This window comes from Lentibacillus kimchii (assembly GCF_042666895.1).
Taxonomy (GTDB): Bacteria; Bacillota; Bacilli; order Bacillales; family Amphibacillaceae; genus Lentibacillus; species Lentibacillus kimchii.
Genome location: NZ_JBHTGR010000057.1, coordinates 43,179 through 61,205 on the forward strand (window position 1 = coordinate 43,179; position 18,027 = coordinate 61,205).

The 18,027-nt window shown below is 44.0% G+C and carries 17 protein-coding genes and 1 other annotated feature; of the genes, 15 read left to right on the plus strand and 2 right to left on the minus strand.

What is annotated here, in order from left to right; all coding sequences use genetic code 11:
* The first annotated feature begins 12 nt into the window (after positions 1-12).
* The 7 genes from ACFQU8_RS12470 (at position 13) to yajC (ending at position 5,241) form a co-directional block, all read left to right on the plus strand.
* A complete protein-coding gene (locus ACFQU8_RS12470; RefSeq protein ID WP_382360714.1) occupies positions 13-744 on the plus strand; it encodes a YebC/PmpR family DNA-binding transcriptional regulator in 732 nt (243 codons plus the stop codon).
* Between the two features lie 106 nt (positions 745-850).
* The gene (gene ruvA, locus ACFQU8_RS12475) at positions 851-1,456 is read left to right on the plus strand and encodes a Holliday junction branch migration protein RuvA (protein WP_382360717.1); all 606 of its coding nucleotides are present in this window, start codon (positions 851-853) and stop codon (positions 1,454-1,456) included.
* A 12-nt stretch (positions 1,457-1,468) separates the two neighbouring features.
* Positions 1,469-2,470 (plus strand): Holliday junction branch migration DNA helicase RuvB, encoded by a 1,002-nt coding sequence (ruvB, locus tag ACFQU8_RS12480; protein WP_382360720.1) that lies wholly within the window; start codon positions 1,469-1,471, stop codon positions 2,468-2,470.
* Complete coding sequence (locus tag ACFQU8_RS12485; RefSeq protein WP_382360723.1) at positions 2,467-2,664, plus strand: DUF2905 domain-containing protein; 198 nt, start codon at positions 2,467-2,469, stop codon at positions 2,662-2,664. The genes ruvB and ACFQU8_RS12485 overlap by 4 nt, the downstream gene beginning before the upstream one ends.
* A gap of 60 nt (positions 2,665-2,724) precedes the next feature.
* Positions 2,725-3,753, plus strand: a complete 1,029-nt coding sequence (queA, locus tag ACFQU8_RS12490; protein ID WP_382360726.1) for a tRNA preQ1(34) S-adenosylmethionine ribosyltransferase-isomerase QueA — start codon at positions 2,725-2,727, stop codon at positions 3,751-3,753.
* 40 nt (positions 3,754-3,793) lie between these two features.
* Complete coding sequence (gene tgt, locus ACFQU8_RS12495; RefSeq protein ID WP_382361680.1) at positions 3,794-4,933, plus strand: tRNA guanosine(34) transglycosylase Tgt; 1,140 nt, start codon at positions 3,794-3,796, stop codon at positions 4,931-4,933.
* A 20-nt stretch (positions 4,934-4,953) separates the two neighbouring features.
* Positions 4,954-5,241: a preprotein translocase subunit YajC gene (yajC, locus tag ACFQU8_RS12500; protein WP_382360729.1), complete on the plus strand. Its 288-nt coding sequence runs from the start codon at positions 4,954-4,956 to the stop codon at positions 5,239-5,241.
* A 76-nt stretch (positions 5,242-5,317) separates the two neighbouring features.
* On the opposite strand, the gene ACFQU8_RS12505 is transcribed toward yajC, so the two are convergent.
* Positions 5,318-5,695 (minus strand): TIGR04086 family membrane protein, encoded by a 378-nt coding sequence (locus ACFQU8_RS12505; RefSeq protein WP_382360732.1) that lies wholly within the window; start codon positions 5,693-5,695, stop codon positions 5,318-5,320.
* Between the two features lie 139 nt (positions 5,696-5,834).
* Here ACFQU8_RS12505 and ACFQU8_RS12510 point away from each other — a divergent pair, with 139 nt between their 5' ends.
* Positions 5,835-7,118 (plus strand): ArsB/NhaD family transporter, encoded by a 1,284-nt coding sequence (locus ACFQU8_RS12510; protein ID WP_382360735.1) that lies wholly within the window; start codon positions 5,835-5,837, stop codon positions 7,116-7,118.
* 106 nt (positions 7,119-7,224) lie between these two features.
* Here ACFQU8_RS12510 and spoVB read toward each other — a convergent pair whose 3' ends face one another.
* On the minus strand, positions 7,225-8,778 hold the full coding sequence (spoVB, locus tag ACFQU8_RS12515) for a stage V sporulation protein B (RefSeq protein ID WP_382360738.1): 1,554 nt from the start codon (positions 8,776-8,778) through the stop codon (positions 7,225-7,227).
* 112 nt (positions 8,779-8,890) lie between these two features.
* On the opposite strand from spoVB, the gene ACFQU8_RS12520 reads away from it, so the two are divergent.
* The 7 genes from ACFQU8_RS12520 (at position 8,891) to ACFQU8_RS12550 (ending at position 17,692) form a co-directional block, all read left to right on the plus strand.
* Positions 8,891-9,199, plus strand: coding sequence for a post-transcriptional regulator (locus tag ACFQU8_RS12520; protein WP_382360741.1), 309 nt, complete (start codon positions 8,891-8,893; stop codon positions 9,197-9,199).
* 49 nt (positions 9,200-9,248) lie between these two features.
* Positions 9,249-11,522, plus strand: a complete 2,274-nt coding sequence (gene secDF / locus ACFQU8_RS12525; protein ID WP_382360744.1) for a protein translocase subunit SecDF — start codon at positions 9,249-9,251, stop codon at positions 11,520-11,522.
* A 138-nt stretch (positions 11,523-11,660) separates the two neighbouring features.
* On the plus strand, positions 11,661-13,988 hold the full coding sequence (gene recJ / locus ACFQU8_RS12530; protein ID WP_382360747.1) for a single-stranded-DNA-specific exonuclease RecJ: 2,328 nt from the start codon (positions 11,661-11,663) through the stop codon (positions 13,986-13,988).
* The gene (locus ACFQU8_RS12535; protein ID WP_382360750.1) at positions 13,978-14,490 is read left to right on the plus strand and encodes an adenine phosphoribosyltransferase; all 513 of its coding nucleotides are present in this window, start codon (positions 13,978-13,980) and stop codon (positions 14,488-14,490) included. The genes recJ and ACFQU8_RS12535 overlap by 11 nt, the downstream gene beginning before the upstream one ends.
* Positions 14,491-14,707: 217 nt before the next feature.
* Positions 14,708-16,909 carry a RelA/SpoT family protein gene (locus tag ACFQU8_RS12540; protein ID WP_382360753.1) on the plus strand — a complete coding sequence of 734 codons (2,202 nt, stop codon included), beginning with the start codon at positions 14,708-14,710 and terminating at the stop codon, positions 16,907-16,909.
* 26 nt (positions 16,910-16,935) lie between these two features.
* Positions 16,936-17,385, plus strand: a complete 450-nt coding sequence (gene dtd, locus ACFQU8_RS12545) for a D-aminoacyl-tRNA deacylase (RefSeq protein ID WP_382360756.1) — start codon at positions 16,936-16,938, stop codon at positions 17,383-17,385.
* A 133-nt stretch (positions 17,386-17,518) separates the two neighbouring features.
* A complete protein-coding gene (locus ACFQU8_RS12550; protein ID WP_382360759.1) occupies positions 17,519-17,692 on the plus strand; it encodes a hypothetical protein in 174 nt (57 codons plus the stop codon).
* A gap of 49 nt (positions 17,693-17,741) precedes the next feature.
* Positions 17,742-18,012: a binding site (T-box leader), on the plus strand.
* Positions 18,013-18,027 lie beyond the last annotated feature (15 nt).

The following is an 18,027-nucleotide window of genomic DNA, read 5'->3' on the forward strand; positions in this document are numbered from 1 at the left end:
GGAGAGTGTCCTATGTCTGGTCATTCTAAATGGCATAATATACAAAAGAGAAAGAACGCGCAGGATGCGAAAAAAGGAAAAATATTCATGCGCCATGCTAAAAATATCTACACGGCCGCTAAAGAAGGCGGTGCGGACTTTGAGATGAATCCTGGACTGAGAACAGCGGTTGATAATGCAAAATCAGACAATATGCCCAGTGATAATATTGACCGGGCCATCAAAAAAGCTACGGGTGGTTTAGATGGGGTTCATTATGAAGAGATCACCTATGAAGGTTATGGTCCTGGCGGTGTCGCTGTCATTGTGAACGTTTTGACAGATAGTAAAAATCGCGCAGCTGGTGAAATCAGACATGCGTTTCGAAAATATAACGGCAACCTTGGGGAAAACGGAAGCGTGACCTTCATGTTTGATCGTTTAGGCTATATCGTTGTCTCAAACGAAGATGGCTCAATCGATGAAGATGCGATGAGCATGGAAGCGATTGAAGCCGGAGCGAACGATATTGTAGCTGGAGAAGGTGTCTACGAAATTTATACTGATCCGGAGAACTTTCAGTCTGTCCGCGATGATCTGCGTGACCAGGGCTATGAACTGGCTGAGGCCGAGGTCACATACTTCCCGCAAACGTATACCCCGCTCTCAGAGGATAATGAACAAAAAATGACGAATTTGATTGATGCACTCGAGGATAACGAGGATACGCAGGATATTCATCACAATATGGAAATATCAGATTAACTGTGTGGGACTTCTATTTCTCTCAATGAGAATGGAAGTTTTCTTTTATGCAATGTTTAGGGGCAAGTATGTTAGAATGGTGCAGGGAGTCAAAGGAGAAGGTTAAATGATTTTCTATATCAAAGGGACGCTTGCCATGATACAGGAAGAGGCTGTGATTGTTGATGTCCAGGGGGTTGGCTATGAGATTATTCATTCCAATCCATTCTCTTTTCAGGACTCATTACACCAGCAGGTTACGATATATACATATCATCATATCCGTGAAGATGCTGAGGTTCTCTATGGGTTCCGCACTGAAGATGAGAAGGTTTTATTCACAAAACTTATTTCTGTTTCCGGTATTGGGCCTAAAGGTGCGTTAGCCATAATGGGAAGTGCTGATGTCAGTCGTCTTATTGAAGCCGTTGAATGGGAGGACGATGCGTTTCTGACAAACCTTCCGGGAATCGGTAAGAAAACGGCCCGACAAATGATTCTGGATTTAAAAGGTGAATTATCTGCGATGGTATCTATTTCTGAACAGAATCCGGCGAATTCTGCTGCCAAAGCAGTTCCAGCCGAATTGCAGGAGGCACAGGAAGCGCTGAAGTCGTTAGGCTATACTGATCAGGAAATAAAAGCAGTTGTTCCCGATCTGCAGAAGGAAGATGACCAGACAACGGATGTTTTAATCCGTAAAGCACTCTCTTTGCTCACGAACAATCAATAAGGTGGGATACTGATGGAAGATCGCATGGTCACAGGTGAATGGCAACAGGAAGATTCAGCTGCTGAACTTAGTCTCCGGCCCACAACGCTGAACCAGTATATCGGCCAGCAAAATGTAAAAGAGAATTTACGCATTTTCATTCAAGCAGCCAAAATGCGTGATGAAGCCTTGGATCATGTATTACTGTATGGTCCGCCAGGGCTTGGCAAAACAACGATGGCATCTATCATTGCCAATGAAATGGGTGTACAGTTCCGATCGACGTCAGGCCCGGCCATTGAACGATCTGGCGACTTGGCGGCTATTTTGTCATCACTTGAGCCTGGTGATGTTTTATTTATTGACGAGGTTCATCGTCTGCCAAAATCAGTCGAAGAGATATTATACCCGGCGATGGAGGATTTCTTCCTGGATATTGTGATTGGCAGCGGACCGAGTGCCCGGTCGGTTCAGATTGACCTGCCGCCATTCACCCTGGTAGGAGCTACAACAAGAGCGGGACTGTTAACCGCACCGCTGCGTGACCGGTTCGGTGTCATGAGCCGTTTGGAATTTTACGGCATTGAAGCCCTGTGTGATATTGTGGAGCGGACCTCAGATATTTTTGCCACAACGATAACCCATGAGGCAGCTATTGAGGTTGCGCGCCGGTCCAGAGGGACACCCCGGATTGCCAACAGACTGCTGAAACGCATTCGCGACATTTCACAGGTTCGAGGCGAAGATGAAATCAGCTTGCAGACAACGGAAGAGGCTTTGGACATGCTGCAGGTTGATCGGGAAGGACTGGATTACATTGACCATAAATTGCTGACGAGTATTATGGACAGTTTTCAGGGCGGACCAGTTGGACTCGATGCAATTGCCGCGACAATTGGGGAGGAACCACAAACAATTGAAGATGTGTATGAACCGTATTTACTGCAAGTAGGCTTTATTCAGCGCACCCCTAGAGGCCGCGTCGTCACAGCGAAAGCCTGCCGGCACTTTGGCCGGGAGCTGAAAGATGAATGAACATGGGTAAATGGTTTATCACGCTTGGCATTATTTTTGTAGCTATCGGCCTTATCTGGACCTTTATTGGGAAATTGCCGGGAGACATTACAATTAAACGCGAGAACATAACGATTCATTTGCCAATCATGACATCCATTATCGTGAGCATTGCAGTGTCATTGATTTTACTGATCGTTGAAAAACTCAGCTGATTGAATTTGTTCACAAAAAACGTTTTGTAAAACTTTCATAACGACGATAGGAGAACCAGCATGAATCTTGAAGACTTTGATTATGAACTGCCGGAAGAATTAATTGCTCAGACACCGCTCGAGCAGCGCGATGCATCGCGGCTGCTCGTCTTGCATAAGGATACACAGGAAATGGAGCATAAACAGTTTCCGGATATCAAACAGTATTTGCACGAAGGTGATTGTCTTGTTCTGAATGATACGCGGGTGATGCCAGCCCGATTATATGGTATTAAAGAGGATACCGGCGCTAAAATTGAAGTACTGCTTTTGCATCAGCAAGAAGAGGATACTTGGGAGGTATTAGTCAAGCCTGCCAAGAAGGTTAAAGTTGGTACCGTGATTAATTTTGGCAATGGCGAGATCCGCGCAGACTGTACAGGCCTTAAAGAGCATGGCGGCAGAATCTTGAAGCTCTCTTATGAAGGAATCTTTTATGAGCGGCTGGATGAGCTCGGTGAAATGCCGCTGCCGCCATATATTAAAGAACAGCTGCCTGAGCGCGAACGCTATCAGACGGTTTATGCCAGTGAAGAAGGATCAGCTGCAGCCCCCACTGCCGGTTTGCATTTTACGAATGATCTGCTCAGCGATATAAGAGCAATGGGGGTTTCCATTGAGTTTATTACACTTCATGTTGGACTGGGCACATTCAGACCGGTCGATGAAGCTAATATCGAGGAACATGACATGCATGCTGAATTTTATCGCATGTCACAGGAAACAGCAGACAGGCTGACGGCTGTAAGAGAAAAAGGCGGCCGGATTATTTCGGTAGGTACAACATCAACACGGACGCTCGAGACAATTGCCCGGGATAATGATGGCGAATTTACTGAGTCGAGCGGCTGGACAGATATTTTCATTTATCCGTCTTTTGAATTTCAGGCTATTGATGGGCTGATCACCAATTTCCATCTTCCAAAATCGACGCTGATTATGATGGTCAGTGCTTTGGCTGGAAGGGAAACGATTATGCAGGCTTATCAGGAGGCCGTCGCTAAACGCTACCGCTTTTTTAGTTTCGGTGACGCGATGTTTATTTTGTAATGGAACTGTTAAAAATGTGATGATAAAGGAACGATATATGATGCCAGCTATAACGTATGAGCCTATTAAAACATGCAAACAGACCGGAGCCCGTCTTGGAAAAGTCCACACACCACACGGGTCCTTTGATACGCCGGCTTTCATGCCTGTTGGAACAATGGCAACGGTTAAAACAATGAGTCCGGAAGAATTAAACAATATGAATGCGAATATTATTTTATCCAATACGTATCACTTATGGCTTCGTCCAGGTGAAGACATTATTGCTGAAGCAGGCGGTCTTCATCAATTTATGAACTGGGACGGGGCTATATTGACAGATTCGGGCGGCTATCAGGTGTTCAGCTTGAGCAATCTGCGCGATATTAAGGAAGAAGGGGTCCATTTTCGCAATCATATTAGTGGGGAAAAAATGTTTCTCTCACCTGAGAAGGCTATGAACATTCAAAATGCGCTGGGTTCAGATATCATGATGGCGCTTGATGAATGCCCTCCTTATCCTGCGTCACATGACTATATGCAGGCGTCTGTTGAACGGACGTCACGCTGGGCAGAGCGCGCACTTAACGCTCATGCGCGGCCATCTGAGCAGGGATTGTTTGGTATTGTTCAGGGCGGCGAATACGAGGATTTGCGAAAACAGAGTGCTCGTGATCTTGTGTCACTGGACTTCCCTGGGTATGCTGTCGGCGGTTTGTCTGTCGGCGAACCGAAAAATGTTATGAACCGGATGCTTGAGTTTACGACGCCGCTCTTGCCTGCAGATAAACCCCGCTATCTGATGGGAGTAGGATCACCGGATTCTCTGATTGACGCGTCAATACGCGGAATTGACATGTTTGATTGTGTATTGCCGACACGCATTGCCCGAAATGGAACATGTATGACGTCACATGGGAGACTGGTCGTTCGCAATGCTCAATATAAACGCGATTTCCGTCCTGTTGATGATAATTGCCACTGTTATGTGTGCCGGAATTATACCCGGGCTTACATTCGTCATTTGATCAAATGTAACGAAACATTTGGATTCAGACTTACAACTTATCATAACTTGTATTTTCTGTTAGAATTAATGAAGCAAGTACGTGATTCTATTAAAGAAGACCGGCTTGGTGATTTTAGAGACGCATTCTTTCATCAATATGGATTTGATAAACAGAATGCGAAAAACTTTTAACCGTAAGGAGGGATAGATAGATGGAAATGATCGTATCACTGTTACCGATTATTTTAATGTTTGTTATTTTCTACTTTCTGCTTATTCGTCCACAGCAGAAACGACAAAAGCAAGTTAAACAGATGCAGGCTGATTTGCAAAAAGGAGATCAAATCGTTACCATCGGAGGCTTTCATGCAAAAGTTCATGCGCTTGATGAGGAAACGGTTGTTCTTCAGCCTGGAGACGGTCCAAAGTTAACCTATGACCGGTCCGCTATTAGCAAAGTTATAAATGAACAAATTGACCAAAGCGACCAGACACAGTAAAGCTTTTTGAATCGTACATAAAAAGGCGCAGAAGTCAGTTTTTATAACTGGCTGTCTGTGCCTTGTTCGATTCAATTCAATTTTCCGATTTCAGCATATTGACTCCGACAGATCCCCCCAGAAGTGCTGCCAGAATCAGTCCAGCATGGTAAAGTGACTGCTCCAGTGAAAATCCTTGCTGATAGCCAATATATTGGACGAGAAATGTGAAAAGAGTAAAGCCACCCCCTGTAGCAGCTCCGATGAGCCACCCTTTCTTCTGACCTTTAATACCTGCCGATAGGCCGCCAATAAATAAACTGATAAAGCCGACTGCAAGCGTTATCCACGATAATGCTGTTTCGGTCAGGACGGTCACTTCCAGAAGCAAGGCGAGAATAACACTTGTTGCAAGAATCAGCCCAAGCACGATAATCCATCCATATAACAGAGCAGCAAATTGTTGTTGACGCAAGCTGTCCCCCTCCTTTTCACTGATTGTCCATGTACTATGATCCTATTCAGCTGAATAAAAAAATAGACTTAAATATTTTGTGTTCTGCCGCATATAGTGATAAGAGAAGACGACAACCCATGGTGAAAGAGGATGTTATATGGACGTCATTGTGGCGGGGACAGTTTTTGTTATAAGCTATATTTTTATTATGACCGAAAAAATAAACCGGGCCGTCGTAGCGCTGACAGGTGGTGTATTGCTGTTATTAACGGGGGTTTACAGTACTGCCGACATGTTTACGAATTATATTGACTGGCGTACGATTGCTTTACTGTTTTCGATGATGGTTCTCATTTCAATTACTGAGAAAACGGGTTTATTCTCATTTATTGCTATACGATTTGCGCAAATGGTGAAGGGATCACCTATACCATTGTTTATCGGTATCAGTATTCTGACGGCTGTTGGGTCGGCTTTATTGGACAATGTGACAACGGTTCTAATTTTAGTCCCCATTATTTTAAAAATTACAAAACAGCTATCTTTGCCAGCGTTTCCTTATTTACTGGTGACAATTTTTAGTTCAAATATCGGCGGTACGGCAACGCTTATCGGTGATCCGCCAAATATTATGATTGGACAAGCGGTTGAACAGTTAACATTTCTATCGTTTATCAGTCATCTGGCGCCGGTAGCTGGCATCATGCTGCTGATTATGCTGGGGCTGTTAGTGCCATTGTTCCGGCGCCATTTGCCTTCTAAAAGCAGCCATATCGAATCATTGATGGAAACGGACGCGTCGCTTTATCTTGTACGTACACCGATGCTCTATCAGTCGATAGCCGTTCTTTTGCTGACGTTAACAGGCTTTTTACTGCAGGTGTTTCTCCAAATTGACTTGACGGCAATCGCTTTGAGTGGTGCGGTCCTGCTGTTGCTTTTAACGGAAAAAGAGCTCGCTGCGGAACAGGTATTTTCCCAGGTTGAGTGGATCACTCTATTTTTCTTTATTGGTCTGTTTGCCCTGGTGGGCGGGCTGAAATCTGCCGGCATCATTGATGACTTAGCACAGGCTATTGTAGCTGCAACAGATGGTCATTTTGCTGCAACGGCCATTCTGATTCTATGGGTATCGGGTCTTTTTTCTGGGATAGTGGATAACATTCCCTTTGTGGCGGCTATGATTCCAGTCGTTGAACAACTCCAGGGGTATGGCATGAAAGATATCAATGCTATCTGGTGGTCACTTGCGTTAGGGGCCTGCTTAGGCGGAAATGCAACGCTTATTGGTGCCTCAGCTAATGTTGTTGTAGCGGGTCTGGCGGAAAGAGAAAACGCGAAATTGTCATTCATACGGTTTATGTTTTATGGGATTCCTTTTGTTATCTTATCACTTGCAGTCGCTACGGTATATATTTATATTCGCTATCTGTCTCCTTAATAGTTTGATGATGGACAAGGAGCTGAACGTGGACCAGACAAATCGATTCTCATAAAAAAACGACGCTGCATCTCGCAGCGTCGTTTTTTCGTTAGGCCCTGTGTCATCAGGAAACCCATTTTTGCAGTACCGGCAACTGTTTTAATTCGTCCTTTGTTAAAAACTTTAATGCAAATAGCAGCATAATATAGACGACTGATAAACTTAGGAGTATCAGAATAAAGGTGAACAGGTTTGGCACTTGAGAGGTCATCAGTCCTTTTAAAAATGTTCCGCTGAGCCATGTTAACGTAACAAGTGCTGTCATTTTAACAAGGTCACTGCCGGGTATCATAAATCCAATCTCCTTATAAAGGCTTGTCAAATGCAGCAATGTTACAAGTACAACACCGACACACATGGCTATGGCAGCACCATTTATGCCAAAGTTCGCGTTTGACGCGAGTAAAACCAGAATTGTCAGTTTTGCAACTGCCCCAATTAAACTGTTCCACATCGCTGGTCTTGCCAGGTCAAGTGCTTGTAACGCTGCCTGTAGCGGTGATTGAATATAGAGGAGAAGGAAGAAAGGTGCCATGAGTACTAAAAAATGACCGGCATCAGCTGATCCATACATATAGGTTAGGATGGGTTCGGCAAATAGGGTCAGTACAACAGTCGCAATTGCTCCGGAAGCAAATGAAATTCTGATGGCTTGATGAATCCGGTAATTGATCATTGATTTATTTTGCCGCGCATCTGCATCGGAAATGGACGGTACCAGTGTAATGGACAATGAATTTGTGATAAATGTTGGCAGAAATAACAGGGGCATAGCGTAACCTGTCAGCTCGCCGTATTGTTTCGTTGCCATGGAACTTGATATTCCCGCAATTGCAAGACTCTGTGCTACCAATATGGGCTCAAGAAAGTTCGTTATATTGCCGATAATCCGGCTTCCAGTGCTGGGCAGAGAAATAGAGAATAATTCTTTTAATGTCTTTTTCCCGGATTTAATGTACTTGAAAAACTGGTGACGCACGTGTATCACTTTTTTTGATTTAAATGTACCTGTTAAATAGAGCATGGAAGCAAATTCGCCGAGTATGACACTGAACATGGCTCCCGATGCTGCAAATTCGATGCCATAAGGTATCAGCAGTTTGACAAAAAGGGCGACGAAACTAATCCGAATAACTTGTTCGATTACCAGCGCTATGCTTTGCGGCTTCATATTTTGACGTCCCTGGAAATATCCTTTCAGCACTCCAGACACGGCAATGATCGGAATGATCGGACTTATAGCGATCAAAGGATAGACAGTTCGTCCATCAGTCAGCAGCGTATCAGCGATGAACGGAGCAGCACTAATCATGCCAAGCGTAAAGATGACGCTTGTTAAGCCAGTAATGAGAAGCGATATAACAAGTATTTGCTTTACTTTAACAAAGTTATTTTTAGCCTCTGCTTCCGACACCCGTTTGGAAATAGCTACCGGAAGACCCAGCTGTGTCAGTGTAATCACTAAAAACAGAGTCGGAAGAGCCATCATGTAAAGGCCAACACCTTCTTCTCCCATGACCCTGGCAATGACCAGACGGTTTATGAAACCAAGAAAACGTGTTATCATACCCGCTGTGATCAGGATTAACGTACCTTGCAAAAATGTTTGTTTGGCCAATGTAGCCGACCTACCTTCTCAAAAATTAAAATTTCAGCTACAATGATATATATGCAACGAAGCTGGCCAAGCATGACAAGCATCGCAAACAAGTTGATAAAGGTATGGAGGAATGTTTCTGGAAATGATTAAGAATGTGCATGAATGGCGACCGGAGATTGAACCAGCCCTGAAAAGTAAGGCGACTGAACTAAAATTAATGGGTTATCATAGAACGACAAGTGATAATGTTTGGAACTGCTTACTTGTGAAAGTTTGGAAAGATGATGCATCCAAACGCTTATATGAAGTCGTTCAGGATATTTTTCATCTGTCCTCCAATGTTTATATGAGTTACTTAACCGTTAGCGCTCAACAAACGAGTGATTTGGCAGCCTCGATCGCTGCATTGACTGAGGACAGTCAAATGGATTCTCATTAATGACCTGCATATCAGACGAAGCGTGACACAGTAGGGAGGAAAACGAACGATGAAAACAAGAGGCAGAATTGTTGCCTTTTTTCTGATCGTCCTGGTTTTGGCAGGAACGATTGGAACAACGGTAACAAGTGTTGCAAAAGACATAAACTTAGGTCTGGATTTGCAGGGCGGCTTTGAAGTACTGTATAAAGTTAAACCTGTGGACGAAGACCAGCAAACAGACAGAGATCTGCTTGAGTCTACTGTCAGGATCCTGAACGAGCGTGTTAACCGGTTAGGGATCAGTGAAGCGAATATTAACATAGAAGGCGACAACCGGATTCGGGTACAGCTTGCCGGTGTTGATAATCCGGAAGAGGCCCGTAATTTATTGTCAACGTCTGCAAGGCTGAGCTTCAGAAATGTGGAAGATGAGAAGCTGATGGATGGCAATGATGTTGTTGAAGGCGCGGCCAGCCAGGACTTCTCTCAGAAGACCAATGAACCGATCGTTACGCTGAAGTTAAAAGATGCTGATGAATTCCGGAACATCACCAGCAATCTGTCAGATAAATTTGAACGGGGCGTTCCTTTTCCGGACCGTGAGGATTTATTAGTTATTTGGATGGACTATCAGGACGATGATTCATTCGCTAAAGAGGTTCAGAAAGACGATCCGAAGTATGTATCCGCAGCTGGCGTCACAAAAACATTGAATACGACAGATGTTATGATTCAAGGCAATTTTACCGTTGATTCTGCACAAAGGCTGGCGGATGTTATCAATGCGGGTTCGCTCCCCGTTAATATGACTGAACTTTATTCCAATACCGTAGGAGCTCATTTTGGTGAACAAGCTCTTGATAAAACGGTGTTTGCAGGGATTATTGGTATGGGTCTGGTGTTCTTGTTCATCATGGCTGTATACCGCTTTCCGGGCATTATTGCATCGATTAACCTGGGTGTTTACATATACCTGGTATTATTAATCTTTGATTTGATGAATGGTGTTCTCACATTGCAGGGAATTGCCGCATTAATACTTGGTGTTGGTATGGCAGTGGACGCGAATGTCATCACCTTTGAACGCATTAAAGAAGAATTGAGGTCAGGAAAATCACTGCAGGCGGCATTCAGAGCCGGTTCGAAAAGCTCCCTGCGTGCTATCGTTGACGCCAATATTACGACGCTGCTTGCAGCCGCTGTGTTATTTATATTTGGCACCAGCTCAGTCAAAGGGTTTGCGACTATGTTGATTCTGAGTATTGTTGTCAGTTTTATAACATCTGTTTATGGCACAAGATTATTGATGAAACTCTGGATTAAAGCCAAATTCCTGAGAAATCGCCCAGCTTGGTTTGGTGTTAAGCAGCAGGATATTCAGGATATCTCTGATACCAGTGAGCGGGAGCCGAAAGTTCTGAACCGTAAACTGGACATTGTTCGCCACCGGAAGAAGTTTCTGCTGGCTTCGGTTATCATGGTAGCACTTGGTGCCGTTTCACTGGGGCTGTTCCAGCTGAACCCGGGTATTGATTTCACCAGCGGTTCAAGAGTTCAGCTGGAGACAGACCACAGTATAACAACTGATAAAATCGAACAGGGATTGGACGAGCTTGGTCTTGAAGCCCAATCGATTGTTCTGACAGGTGATGATAATGGGGCCGCTATCCGTTATGACCGGGTCCTTAATAAAGATCAGATTGCGGACGTGCAGGACTATTTCAAAGAGAACATGGATGCCAAAACAAGTGTCAGCGTTGTATCATCGATTGTCGGCGAGGAACTTGTGAAAAACGCGCTTTATGCAGTCGGGATAGCATCGCTTGGAATGGTTATCTATGTGGCTCTCAGATTTGAGTTATTCTTTGCTGTCACATCAATTATTGCGCTGCTTCACGATGCGTTTTTCATTCTGGTGATTTTCAGTCTGACGAGGATGGAATTTGACGTGACCATTGTCGCCGCGATATTGACAATCATTGGTTATTCCATTAATGATACGATTGTGACGTTTGACCGAATACGTGAAAATCTGCGGGCCAAAAAACAGATCAAATCGTTTAAAGAACTCGCTAAAGTTGTCAATCGCAGTCTGGTGCAAACGATGACACGCAGTATTAACACCACTGTTACGACATTGCTTGCTGTTCTGGCGTTTTTGATCCTTGGTGCACAGTCCATAACAGGCTTTGCTGTGGCTCTTGGAGTCGGGCTGCTGGCAGGGACCTACTCCTCGCTATTTCTGGCATCTCTGCTGTGGCTTGTATGGCGCGGCAGAAATGTTAAAGAAAAACCAGTTGTCTTTGAGAAAAAGAAACAGACAGAAGGACCGCAAGTATAAACAACCACCCCCTGATGCTTTGATTGGCATCAGGGGGTTTTTAGGTTAAATTTAACGGATGAATACCGGCTTGGAATAAACCCGCGATTGCCCCCAAAGCTGATCTCTTGTATACTGATGGGCGTCAGAGGTGAGCTTATGTTAGAAAGCAAAATGAAATGGAACTTTGCCGATGAATATCACGATACAGCACAGTGGGAATCCCGTCGTTTCTCACCGTTTATGAAAGAAATGCTTATAAAGCTGGGCATTACATCAGATGAAGAGGCTGCTAGGTTTTTGTCGCCAGAATTGGCTCATATTAATTCTGTGCAGTTGTTGTCGATGATCGATGAAGCGGCAGAACGTGTCTATCAAAGTATAAATACAGGTGAAAAGATTCTTGTATACGGGGATTACGATGCTGATGGCGTAACGTCCACAGCGATCATGATTCAAACGCTGAAGGAACTGGGAGCGAATTGTGATTATTATATTCCTAATCGATTCACAGAAGGCTATGGTCCGAATGAAGAAGCATTTAAAGCAGCGTCTGCGAATGGCTGTCGGCTAATCATAACTGTGGATACCGGGATTGCGGCTGTTCACGAAGCTGAGGTTGCCAAACAGCTGGGCATTGATTTGATCATCACCGACCATCACGAGCCGCAGGAAGTGCTGCCGGATGCTTATGCGACGATCCATCCAAACTGTTCACCGTCTTATCCATTTAAAGATCTGGCGGGAGCAGGCGTCGCGGTCAAGTTTGCGGAGAGACTGCTCGGGTACTTTCCTGAACAATTTCTCGACTGGCTTGCGATTGGGACAATTGCTGATATGGTTCCATTAAGAGGTGAGAACCGGGTTTTTGCCTCACTTGGTTTAAAAGCTTTGTCCGCTGCGACGAAACCAGGTTTAATCGCTCTTAAGAAAGTGTCTGGTATTGAAGGAAGTGTTGATGAAGAGGACATAGGCTTTTCACTTGGGCCCAGAATTAATGCTGTCGGCCGTTTGCAGGATGCCAATTTAGCTGTTCAGCTGCTGTTGAGCGATAATCAGGAGGAAGCCAGTCAGATGGCTGAGACCGTCCAGTCGATTAATCAAAAACGGCAGGAAATCGTTAATACTATTGTTAAAGAAGCAGAGGACATGATAGCGCCAGTCGGTGATCAAGGTGTTATTGTGGCAGCCAAAGAAGGTTGGAATCAGGGTGTGCTGGGCATTGTAGCTGCCAATCTGGTCCGGAAATACGACAGGCCGGCCATTGTGATGTCCATATTCCCGGAAGAAGGCACTATGAAAGGATCCGCTAGAAGTATTCCAGCTTTTGATTTATTCAGCAATTGTATGCGAGTAAAAGAGCTTTTCACCCATTTTGGCGGCCATGCCCAGGCAGCTGGGATGACGATGCCTTTGGACAACTTTGACACCCTTAAATCAGAATTGCATCATTTGATTTATGAGCAGCTGGATTCAGCAGATTTTACACAGGAGATAGCTGTTACAAAGTCGATTGCTCTGCCGGAAGCTAATCAGGAATTGGTTGAGGAAATGGCCCAGCTGGCACCATTTGGGATGGCGAATCCCAAGCCAGTTTTTCATATAAAAGAACTGCCGGCTGCTGCTAAGCAGGTCGGTCAGCGTAAAAATCATTTGAAACTGCAATTTCATAACCAGCAAAAGACACTTGATGCTATTGGTTTTGGATTAGGCGATTTATACGATTATATGACACCGCAAACGCAGGTATCGGTGGTCGGAGAACTCGGCATTAATGAATGGAATGGCTTTCGCAAAGTTCAGATTATCATGCAGGATATGAAAATTGATGAATGGCAATTGTTTGACCACCGGGGACAAAGAAACGTTGATATGACACGTTTCGTAAATCCTCAAAGGAAGCAGATAGCTGTTTACAGATCATTGCCGGATGAAGATCAGCTGCCGGATCATGTTACGCGGATGACATATGATGCGGCCATAGACAGCCTGGTGGGTGGCGATACACTATTTTTGTTTGATTTGCCAACTGACTTGCGAACATTGCACATGATGCTGCAAAAGCTGCAGCCTGAGAATATTCATGTCTGTTTCCAAGTGACGAACAGTGCATTTATGAATGTTTTCCCGTCAAAAGAGGACTTTAAATGGCTCTATAAGCATCTGCTGCAACGAAAGCAATTGGATATGCGTCATGATTTTCCTATGATCATGGACGCTAAAGGATGGACAAAGGATCATTTGCAGTTTATGGCAGATGTGTTTTTTGACCTCGGTTTTGTTAAAATGACGGATGGCACGATTGAGTTAAATATGGAGCCTGTTAAACGGGATTTAACAGAATCGGCGATTTACCAGGAACGACTGGAACAGGCCAAAATTGAGAAAACGTTATACTACTCAACTTATGATGAATTGCAATCGTGGCTAATAGCATGTATGAAAGACGTACAAGCGTCTGGGGAGGAAATGGCTTATGGACTATAAAAATTATGTCGAAATTGTGGAAGATTGGCCTAAAGACGGCGTTCAATTTAAAGATATCACACCTTTGATGAATAACGGGAAAGCTTTTAAATCAGCTACAGATGAAATTGTCACCTTTGCTCGTGAAAAAGAAATTGATCTTGTTGTGGGACCTGAAGCGCGCGGATTTATTATTGGCTGTCCTGTTTCTTATGCAATGGAAGTTGGCTTTGCCCCTGTCAGGAAAGAAGGGAAATTGCCGCGTGATGTGATAAAAGTCGATTACGGACTTGAATACGGTCAGAATGTCCTGACGATTCATCAGGATGCTATTCAGCCTGGCCAGCGTGTTCTTATCACAGATGACCTTCTGGCAACGGGCGGTACGATTGAAGCAACGATTAAATTAGTCGAGCAGCTGGGGGGTATTGTCGTCGGCTGTGCCTTTCTGGTTGAACTGTCCTATTTAAATGGTTCAGCTAAATTGGATGGCTATGATGTATTGACATTAATCCATTACTAGCGGCTGCCTAAGGTGTGTTTGTTTTAACGCATTAAGCTGACTCGAAGCGTGCGAAAACAGACATAATAAACGTTTTTTCTTTACATTTCAGCAAATTTTTTCAATACTGTAAGAACAGACATTGAAGTCCTTCGTATCGATATGTGAACGGTACAAGAGATTTAGCACTGGGCTGAACAATCAGAAAGTACAGTGAAAGTGAAATCAGGTGATGTTAATGGCTAAGGAAACGACGCTGACAAGTGACGACGTGATTAATGAAGCCCGCCGTTATTTGACGGAAGAGGATGCAGATTACCTGCGCCGTGTTTATACGTTTGCGGAGAATGCCCATAAGGATCAGTTCCGGAAATCAGGTGAAGCTTATATTATTCATCCGATTCAGGTTGCCGGGATTCTGGTTGAACTTGAGCTGGACCCGGTGACCATTGCAGGCGGTTTTTTGCATGACGTTGTGGAGGATACACCGGTGACATTGAATGAATTGGAAGATTCATTCGGTCATGAACTGGCCATGCTGGTTGATGGTGTGACGAAGCTCGGCAAAATCAAATATAAATCAAAAGAAGCTATCCAGGCGGAAAATCACCGCAAAATGTTTGTGGCGATGGCAAAAGACATCCGGGTCATCCTGATTAAACTTGCTGATCGGCTGCACAACATGCGGACACTGAAGTATTTGCGGCCTGAAAAACAGCGCAGTATATCCAATGAAACGCTTGAAATATTCGCCCCTTTAGCTCACCGGCTGGGAATATCAACAATCAAATGGGAACTTGAAGATACCGCATTGCGTTACCTGAACCCGCAGCAATATTACCGGATTGTTCAGCTTATGAAACAAAAACGCAATGAACGGGAATCCTATATTGATGATGTGATGAATGAATTGAATGATCAATTAAATGATTTCAGCATCGAGGCTGATGTTTCCGGCAGACCCAAACATTTGTACAGTATTTATCGGAAAATGGTTAAGCAAAGCAAACAATTCAATGAGATTTATGATTTACTGGCCATTCGGATTATTGTTAACAGTGTAAAAGATTGCTACGCCGTACTTGGCATTATTCATACACGTTGGAAACCGATGCCGGGCAGATTCAAAGATTATATTGCTATGCCGAAACTGAATCTCTATCAGTCATTGCATACAACGGTTATTGGTCCACAAGGTGACCCGCTTGAAGTACAGATACGGACCCAAGAAATGCATGAAATTGCTGAATATGGGATAGCTGCACACTGGGCTTATAAGGAAGGAAAACAGCTGTCGAAGGGAAGTCAGTCATTTGAGGATAGATTGACCTGGTTTCGGGAAATTCTTGATTGGCAAAGTGAAACCCATGATGCCGAAGAATTTATGGAAACATTAAAAATTGATTTGTTTTCGGATATGGTGTATGTTTTTACACCCAAAGGGGACGTTATTGAATTGCCCTCTGGCTCAGTGCCGCTTGATTTTGCCTACAAAATTCATACGGAAGTCGGCAACAAGACGGTTGGCGCTAAAGTGAACGGTAAAATGGAACCGCTGGATTATCAGCTGAGGAATGGTGATATTGTTGATGTTATGACCTCTCAGCATTCCTACGGTCCATCACAGGATTGGCTGGCGATCACCCAGACATCTCAGGCGAAAACCAAAATTAAACAGTTTTTTAAAAAACAGCGACGTGATGAAAATATCAGCAAAGGAAAAGAGGCGGTTGATAAAGAAATCCGCGCTCTTGGCATCGAGCCAAAACAGGTTCTGACTCAGGACAATTTAAAACGTGTATATGAAAAATATAGTTTTTCAACTGAGAACGACATGTATGCTGCAGTTGGTTATCAGGGTATTACCGCCGCCTTAATTGCGAATCGTTTAACAGATAAGGTACGCCAGGCTAAACAGAAAAAACAGCACCTGGAAGAATCCATCGAAGACATTAAACCAGATAAATTAACGCAAGAAGTGCAAAAAGGGGATTCAGGTGTCAAAGTAGAAGGTGTCGACAACTTACTGATTCGGTTAGCCAAATGCTGTAACCCGGTGCCCGGTGATCCAATTACTGGCTATATTACCAAAGGACGGGGCGTATCTGTTCATCGTACGGATTGCCCTAATGTCCAGTCAGATGAGGATGATCAGCGGCGACTGCATGTTGAGTGGGAAACTAATCAGTCAAATAAGAAACAGTATCATGTTGATCTGGAAATTTCCGGGTATGACCGTCGCGGCCTGGTGAATGAAGTGCTACAGGCAGTCAACGAAACCAAAACAAATATTACTTACGTTAATGGCCGCTCAGACCGGAAGCGAATGGCTGTGATTCATATCACCATTCTGATTCATGATAAAAGTCATTTGAAACGGGTTGTGAAGCGAATTAAACAGATAAAAGATATTTATACTGTGACACGGATTATTCAATAAACCATTAGAGAATAAGGGGTTGAAGCATGAAGGCAGTTATTCAGCGGGCGAGAGATGCGAGCGTAACAGTAAATGAATCAGTTGTTGGGGCAATCAACCACGGTCTGGTTGTTCTGCTTGGTGTTACGCATGAGGATACAGAAACAGATGCGGATTATCTTGTCAATAAGCTTGTCAATCTACGGATTTTCTCAGACGAAGATGGTAAAATGAACCATTCTTTAAAGGATATATCTTACGACGTATTGTCAATATCTCAATTCACACTGTATGCGGATACGCGTAAAGGAAGGCGCCCTAATTATTTGCAAGCTGCAAAACCTGAACAAGCAAGGGCTCTTTATGACTATTTTAATGAACAAATCAAAGCGCATCATGTTGATGTGAAGACAGGTGAATTTGGTGAAGAAATGCAGATTCAGCTCACGAATGACGGACCTGTAACGATTATATTGGACAGTGCTGAAACAAAGTAACGACATTAGGGAACGATAGATACGCTGTGTCTTGTCAGTGACATCATAAATTCTGATTGCATCAGATTCCTGCCACCGATGATTAAAAGTGACTGAATCGGTAAGACTAACGGTAACAAGGGAGGAATCTGCTATGCGTTTTCAGGACAAGCAATCGCGCTCAAACGTTAGTAATGATATTTACGGGGTTGACTTTCATCGGTTCATGGAAATTGAAGACAGCTTTCAGCATATGGAGATATCAGAAGAATTAGGCATCTCACTGGGTGCGGTGCAAAGACTGAGGAAAAAAGTAACTCGTACTTGACAACGGGGATGTGACATCTTAATATAGTAATCATTCAAGAGCGCTAATAGTAAAGCCAACGAAGGAAAGAGTAGTCAGATTCCTTATGCCAAGAGAGAAGATGTCAGAGGCTGAGAACATTTTTGCATAAGTCCTGATGAACGACATTCCTTGGGCTCTGTATCGAACAGGAGCAGCTGCAGCAAAAGCATTATCGGAAGCGCTCCGACAATGTCAGCTGTTTTCGAAGTAGTTGCAGACGTGTGCAGGCGTTAACTGCTGTGAGCGGATGTTAGAGACATCAACCAGGGTGGCAACGCGGGTAAGCTCCCGTCCCTTATTTATAAGGGGAGGGG

Bases quoted from the DNA above. Each gene is read 5' to 3' on its own strand.
- ACFQU8_RS12470 (WP_382360714.1), top strand. From the start codon at position 13: ATGTCTGGTCATTCTAAATGGCATAATATACAAAAGAGAAAGAACGCG.
- ruvA (WP_382360717.1), top strand. From the start codon at position 851: ATGATTTTCTATATCAAAGGGACGCTTGCCATGATACAGGAAGAGGCT.
- ruvB (WP_382360720.1), top strand. From the start codon at position 1,469: ATGGAAGATCGCATGGTCACAGGTGAATGGCAACAGGAAGATTCAGCT.
- ACFQU8_RS12485 (WP_382360723.1), top strand. From the start codon at position 2,467: ATGAACATGGGTAAATGGTTTATCACGCTTGGCATTATTTTTGTAGCT.
- queA (WP_382360726.1), top strand. From the start codon at position 2,725: ATGAATCTTGAAGACTTTGATTATGAACTGCCGGAAGAATTAATTGCT.
- tgt (WP_382361680.1), top strand. From the start codon at position 3,794: ATGCCAGCTATAACGTATGAGCCTATTAAAACATGCAAACAGACCGGA.
- yajC (WP_382360729.1), top strand. From the start codon at position 4,954: ATGGAAATGATCGTATCACTGTTACCGATTATTTTAATGTTTGTTATT.
- ACFQU8_RS12510 (WP_382360735.1), top strand. From the start codon at position 5,835: ATGGACGTCATTGTGGCGGGGACAGTTTTTGTTATAAGCTATATTTTT.
- ACFQU8_RS12520 (WP_382360741.1), top strand. From the start codon at position 8,891: ATGTTTCTGGAAATGATTAAGAATGTGCATGAATGGCGACCGGAGATT.
- secDF (WP_382360744.1), top strand. From the start codon at position 9,249: ATGAAAACAAGAGGCAGAATTGTTGCCTTTTTTCTGATCGTCCTGGTT.
- recJ (WP_382360747.1), top strand. From the start codon at position 11,661: ATGTTAGAAAGCAAAATGAAATGGAACTTTGCCGATGAATATCACGAT.
- ACFQU8_RS12535 (WP_382360750.1), top strand. From the start codon at position 13,978: ATGGACTATAAAAATTATGTCGAAATTGTGGAAGATTGGCCTAAAGAC.
- ACFQU8_RS12540 (WP_382360753.1), top strand. From the start codon at position 14,708: ATGGCTAAGGAAACGACGCTGACAAGTGACGACGTGATTAATGAAGCC.
- dtd (WP_382360756.1), top strand. From the start codon at position 16,936: ATGAAGGCAGTTATTCAGCGGGCGAGAGATGCGAGCGTAACAGTAAAT.
- ACFQU8_RS12550 (WP_382360759.1), top strand. From the start codon at position 17,519: ATGCGTTTTCAGGACAAGCAATCGCGCTCAAACGTTAGTAATGATATT.